A 6,104-nucleotide genomic window follows, 5' to 3' on the forward strand; every position below is an offset into this window, starting at 1 on the left:
GGAGCGGGGCGGCTGGGGCACGTGGGGGACACCTCCGCGGACGGGCGCACCGGAATCGGGGACCGGAACCTGAGAACCGTACGTCCATACAAGATGCGCAGAGCGGCGGCGACCGGGCGGCACGCGCCGGTGTCCCCCGTTCGCGGTAACGTGACGCCTGATGAGCGAGAAGTCTGCCCCGCAGCCCACCCCTGTGTCCGTGATCATGCCGGTCCTCAACGAGGAGCGGCATCTACGCGACGCGATCCACGCGATCCTCCAGCAGGAGTACGCGGGCGAGATGGAGGTGGTGATCGCGCTCGGCCCGTCCACGGACCGCACCGACGAGATCGCCGCCGAGCTCGTACGCGAGACGGCGTCCAATTCCTGGGGCCGGGTCCACACCGTGCCGAACCCCACCGGACGTACCCCCGCCGCGCTGAACGCCGCCATCAAGGCGTCCCGGCACCCGGTCGTGGTGCGGGTCGACGGGCACGGCATGCTCTCGCCGAACTACATCGCCACCGCCGTACGCCTCCTGGAGGAGACCGGCGCGCAGAACGTCGGCGGCATCATGCACGCCGAGGGCGAGAACGACTGGGAGCGGGCCGTCGCCGCCGCGATGACCTCGAAGATCGGCGTCGGGAACGCCGCCTTCCACACCGGTGGCCAGGCGGGCCCCGCCGAGACGGTCTACCTCGGCGTCTTCCGCCGCGAGGCCCTGGAGCAGCAGGGCGGCTACAACGAGGAGTTCATCCGCGCCCAGGACTGGGAGCTGAACTTCCGCATCCGCGAGGCGGGCGGCGACATCTGGTTCTCGCCCGAACTGCGGGTCTCCTACCGCCCCCGGCCGAACATCAAGGCGCTCGCCAAGCAGTACAAGGACTACGGCCGCTGGCGCCATGTCGTCGCCCGCTACCACGAGGGCTCGATCAACCTCCGCTACCTCGCCCCGCCGACCGCCGTGTGCGCCATCGCGGCGGGCCTGGTGGTGGGCGCGCTGGTCACCCCCTGGGGTCTGGTCATCCCTGGCGGCTATCTGGCCGCGATCGCGGCGGGCTCCGTCCCGGCGGGCAAGGGGCTGCCGCTGAAGGCGCGCGCGCAGATTCCGGTCGCCCTCGCCACCATGCACATGTCGTGGGGCTGGGGCTTTCTGACCAGCCCGCGCGCGCTGGCCAAGAAGGTCATCGCCTCGCGGCGCCCCGCGGTGCACGCGGCTTCCCAGGCACGAACTACTCCCAGGTGAAAGCCGGGTTGACCTTCATACACGCCTGGTCGTTCGCGCCGTTGAGCAGATCGGCCGACTCCGGGGTCTTGTCGGCGTCCTTGTTCTTGGACGCCTTGGGCGGGGTGTCACCCTCGCGCCAGTCGGCGCCCACGACGACGGTGACACCCGTGACGTCCATCGACTGCTTCACCGAACTCAGCGGCAGGCCAAGGGACTTGGCGACCGCCTGAGCGTCGCCCTCCAGGTCCGGGCTCGGATAGCTGACGGCGGTCTTCTCCTGCGCCGGGGTGGTCAGGCCGTCCGCCGCGGCCAGCGTGTAGCCCTTGCCCGCCAGCAGTTGGGCTACGGCGGTCGCCCGGCCGCGTACCGGGGCCTCGACGTCGGTCCCGCTGCCGTTCCGCACCAGGACGCCCAACTCCGCGGGCTCCGCGGCCGGATCGTCGGAGAGCTTCTCGGGCGTCGGCTTCTTCTTCTTGTCCTTGCCGTCGAGTGCGATGTCCTCGCGGATCAGCCGGAACAACTGCTCGGCGTCGCCCGGCTTGGGCTCGACCCGGTTGCGGTCGACGATCGCGTACTGCCACGGCATGGTCGTCATCGCGATGCGCTTCGGCTCGACCTTCTTGAGCTCGTTCGCCAGGCCGATGAGCTTGTTGACCGTGTTGAGGCCCTCGTCGACCTCGAGTACCTCGATGGCCTTCGTACCGAGGCTGAGGAGCTTGCCCGGATTGGTCAGCGTCGCGTTCTCGCGCAGCTGGCGGACCATCGAGTTCATGTACATGTGCTGGGCCTTGGCGCGGGCGATGTCGCTGCCGTCCTCGAAGCCGTAGCGGGTGCGCAGCCACTGCAGGGCCTGCTCGCCCTTGACCTTGGTGGTGCCCTCCTCCAGCTTCAGCCCGGAGCCCTTGCCCAGGCTGTTGCGCGAGTGGATGTTGGCGTCCACGCAGACCGGCACCCCGCCGACCGCGTCCGCCATGGAGACCACCCCGGCGAAGTCCAGCTTGACGAAGTGGTCGATCCGGATATTCGTCAGCTGCTCCCAGGCGGCGACCGTACAGGCGGGGCCGCCGCGGCCGAGGCTCAGATTGGTCATCATCCGCCCGGTGCTGGCCGGGCGGACCTCGCCGGTCTCCGGGTCCTTGCACTCGGGCATCTTCAGCAGGGTGTCGCGTGGCATGCTGACCACGGACATGTTGCTGCGGTCCGCGGAGAGGTGCAGCAGCATCTGCACATCGGCCTTGGCGGGCGCGCCGAAGGTTTCCCGGGCGCCGCCGAGCTTCTGGTTCGCCTCGGAGTCGCGGGCGTCCGAGCCGATCAGCAGGATGTTCAGCGGGGTCTGGCCGGCGGCGTTGGGGGTGTGCTCGGCGGCCCGGCCCTTCTCGTCGGGCATCGGCGAGGTCTTGATCTTGTTGTTGAGGTGCTGGACGTAGAGGTATCCACCGCCGGCCGCGGCAAGGACCGCCACCGCCATGGCCGCCGCGCCCCACAGGAGTATGCGGCCCTTACGACGCCGGGGTCTTGCCCCTGGGCGCGCGCCGCTCCCCGCTGGGGGTTCGCCGGCGTCTCCCGAGCCGCCCGAGTCCCCGCCGTCCGCGCGCACGCCAGAGTCCTGGCCGAGGTCACGGGCAGCGTGCCCCTCCCGATAACTGTCCTGCTGTGCCTGCACACTGCCTCGCCCCATGCCATGCCCTCCCCGAGCTACGGCCATCCCGACCCGGCCGTCCCCGCTTGTGGCGGGGAGCGGCCCGGTGGGAGTCACTCAGCGCAAACGGATTTGTCCGCTTCCACCCTCTGAATATCCTCCGGCGCCTTCGACGGAGCGGTGATGGACGTCCCCGCGCCCTCGAAGTCGGAGCCCAGGGTGAGCACCATCGCCGGAAGCCCCTGTTCGGTCTGCTCGCCCCCGCCCGGCTTCAGCGCCGAAGCGGGCAGACCCATCAGGTCGGCGAGCTTGCGCGCCTGGTCGGCCTGGTCTTCAGCGTATTCGAGCCTGGTCTTCTTGAGCGGTTCGGGCGCGTTGCCGAGCTGGCTGGCCTTGTTCATGCCGTGCTGGGTCTGCAGCCAGGTGAGCGTCGACTGCGCGGCGCCCTGCTTGCCGCTGCCGTTGTAGATGTTGACCCGCACCTCGGAGGCTTCGGCCCTGGGGCCCTTGAGCCTGGCCGCCTCCTTGGCCTTGGCCTCCTTCTTCGCCGCCTTCTTGTCCTTCTCCACCTCGGTCAGTGAGACGTCGGAGCGGATCATGGAGAGCAGCGGCGCTGCTCTGGGCTCGTCGACGACGACCGTGACCGGGGTCTTCTCGGCGGGGTTGTCCTTCACCGGCAGCGTGGTGAAGGTGATGTTCTTCATCTCGGTCTTGCCCAGCTCCATCCCGAGATCCGTGAGCTTCTTCAGCTTGGCGATCTTCTTGTCCACGGTCAGCGCCTCGACCGCCGCCTCCGCCAGGCTCTTCGCCTTCAGCGGGCTGGTGAGCGTGCCCTTCGACTTCATCTCGCGCATCAGCGAAGCGAGGAACTGCTGCTGCACCTTGATGCGGTCCAGGTCGCCCTTGTTGCCGAAGCTGCCGCGGGTGCGAACGAACGCCAGGGCGTCGTCGCCCTTGACCCGGTGGTCGCCCGCCGAGAGCTTGAGGTGGGACTTGGGGTCGTCGACGTCCTTGGCCAGGCAGATCGGCACACCGCCGACCGCCGTCGACAGCGTCTTGACCGCGTTGAAGTCGACCACCATGAAGTGGTCCGGCACGATGCCGGTGATCTCGGTGACCGTCCGCATGGTGCAGCTCGGCGTGCGGCCCAACTGCCCGAGGCTCTCGTTGAAACGGGTCTGCTGGGTGCCCGGGATGTTCTTCTTGGAGCCGTCCTCCTGCGTGGTCGGACAGTCCGGGATGTCGGTGATCAGGTCGCGCGGGATGCTCAGCGCGGTCGCGTTGGAGCGGTCCTTGGAGACATGCAGCAGGATCGTGGTCTCGGCGTGGCCCTCGCTGCCCGCGTCGCCGTACCCCTCATTGCCCGCGCCGGTCCGCTTGTCGGTGCCGACGATCAGGACGTTGATCGCCCGGTCCTTGCTGAAGCCACCGGTGCTCGCGCCGTCGTCGTCTATGCCGGTGATCTTGCCTTCGAGGTACTTGTAGTACGCGTACGTGCTCCCGGCGCCGATGACCAGCGACAGGACCAGCAGGATGCCGGTCCACTTCAGCACCTTCTTGCCCGTGGACTGCCGCGCCTTGCCCTTGCGGCGGCCGGGCGGGCCCACGTCCTCCGGGCGGCGGCGCCCGCGCTGTCCCGGCACCTCGCGTCCCGGCCGGTCGCGGTCGCGTCCGGGTACGTCGCGCCCCGGGTCACTGCGGCCCGGGGCGGCGGTACGACGGTGGGGGGCACCGTTCGATGGGCTGACGCCTCTTCTGGATCTGCGGGGTCCTGGGACTCCCGACTGCTCTGCGGAAGGGGTCAGTCGCAGTTCGTAGTCACCGGTATTCGGGTTGAGTACCCACTGGTCTGCGGGGTCGATGTTCTCCGCCCGCCCACGGCCTTGCGCGTCCACGGTTGCCTGAATCCTCCGTCGGGGCCACGCGGCGCCTCCCCCTCCAAGGCGCCCGTCCAGTCGGTCCTGCAGTGCTCGACCACGTGGCCGGGTGCACCGGATCGCTCACACTATCCGGCCAGGTCAGCGTCGAGCGACGCCCGTGACGTTTTCCACTCCCCTACAACTGGGCAATACGTTCTTTTCCCGGCCGAGGAAGTGCGGGGTTTGGTGATCGCTTTACTCGCAGGTGGCGCGATCGGCGGTGTTGCCGCGGAAAGTCGGGGCGGGACTGGGGGTGTGCGAGGGGTCGTCCGGCTTCCCGTCGGGCCGCGAATCGGGCCGCGACTCGGTCTGCGGTTCGGTCTGCGGTTCGGGCGGGGCCACCCGCAGCGGAGCGTCCTCGCGCAGCCGGTCGAAGAGCCGTCCCGCGTCGGGCTGCACCAGTTCGTCGCGGTTCGGGTCGTACGCGTATGCCTGCCGGGGGACGGTGAGGAACCGCACCTGGTCCGTGGGGATGTTCCGCATACTGCGCACCAGGTCGTACAGGTCGGTGAGCCTGGCCAGACCGGGGTCCGTGGTCAGCGACGACGTCGCCGCGTCGAGTACCGGGTACAGCCTCGTCGGGTTCAGCAGTACGCCCGTGCTCTGCACCTTCTTGACCAGCGCGCCGAGGAACTGCTGCTGGCGGTCCATACGTTCGGTGTCGCTGCCGTTGCCGAGGGTCTTGCGGGCGCGTACGTAGCCGAGCGCCTGCTCGCCGTTGAGCTTGTGCTTTCCGGCCGCGAGCTTGAGGTGCGCGTCGGGGTCGTCGATCGGGTGCTTCAGACAGACCTCCACGCCGTCCACCGCGTCGACCATCTTCTTGAAGCCCCGGAAGTCCACGATCATGTGGTGGTCGATCCGGATGTCGGTGAGCTTCTCGACCGTACGGATGGTGCAGGCCGCGCCGCCGAGCTGGAACGACGAGTTGAACTGGGCGAACCACTCCTCGGAGCGGGTCCCGTTCGGTCTGCGGCAGCTGGGGATGACCACCATCAGGTCGCGGGGCAGCGACACGGCGGTCGCACTCTGCCGGTCGGCCGCGAGGTGCAGCAGGATCACGGTGTCCGAGCGCTGGGTGCCCTCGTCCCTGCCGTACTCGCGGTTGCCCCGGCCGGAGCGGGAGTCGGAGCCGATCAGCAGGATGTTCTGCGCGTCGTGCGCGGCGGGGGTGGGGCGCTCGCGCTCGTACCGCTCCAGCTCGGCCGCGGTGCCGGTGTCCTCGGTGATGTTGCCTTCGAGCTTTTTGTAGAGGACCCAGGTGACGCCGGCCGCGGCGAGGACGATCACCGCGGCCGCGAGGGCGGTCCAGCGGAGCCAGTGCCGGGGGAGGCGGCGCGGG

Annotated in this window: 4 protein-coding genes; 1 reads left to right on the top strand and 3 read right to left on the bottom strand. The window is 69.5% G+C overall.

From position 1 onward, the window contains the following. Nucleotides 1-160 precede the first annotated feature (160 nt). Nucleotides 161-1,225 carry a glycosyltransferase family 2 protein gene (locus U9R90_RS32060; protein WP_411060523.1) on the top strand — a complete coding sequence of 355 codons (1,065 nt, stop codon included), beginning with the start codon at nucleotides 161-163 and terminating at the stop codon, nucleotides 1,223-1,225. On the opposite strand, the gene U9R90_RS32065 is transcribed toward U9R90_RS32060, so the two are convergent. The 3 genes from U9R90_RS32065 to U9R90_RS32075 all read right to left on the bottom strand — a co-directional run. Beyond that, nucleotides 1,212-2,885, bottom strand: a complete 1,674-nt coding sequence (locus U9R90_RS32065; protein WP_411060524.1) for an LCP family protein — start codon at nucleotides 2,883-2,885, stop codon at nucleotides 1,212-1,214. The genes U9R90_RS32060 and U9R90_RS32065 overlap by 14 nt on opposite strands. A gap of 74 nt (nucleotides 2,886-2,959) precedes the next feature. After that, complete coding sequence (locus U9R90_RS32070; RefSeq protein WP_411060525.1) at nucleotides 2,960-4,741, bottom strand: LCP family protein; 1,782 nt, start codon at nucleotides 4,739-4,741, stop codon at nucleotides 2,960-2,962. A gap of 219 nt (nucleotides 4,742-4,960) precedes the next feature. Next, on the bottom strand, nucleotides 4,961-6,104 hold a 1,144-nt coding region (locus U9R90_RS32075), incomplete at its 5' end, for an LCP family protein (protein ID WP_411060526.1).

Source organism: Streptomyces sp. E11-3 (assembly GCF_046540415.1).
Taxonomy (GTDB): domain Bacteria; phylum Actinomycetota; class Actinomycetes; order Streptomycetales; family Streptomycetaceae; genus Streptomyces.

Excerpts from the sequence above, each read along its gene's own strand:
- U9R90_RS32060 (WP_411060523.1), top strand. The coding sequence starts at position 161 with ATGAGCGAGAAGTCTGCCCCGCAGCCCACCCCTGTGTCCGTGATCATG.
- U9R90_RS32065 (WP_411060524.1), bottom strand. The coding sequence starts at position 2,885 with ATGGGGCGAGGCAGTGTGCAGGCACAGCAGGACAGTTATCGGGAGGGG.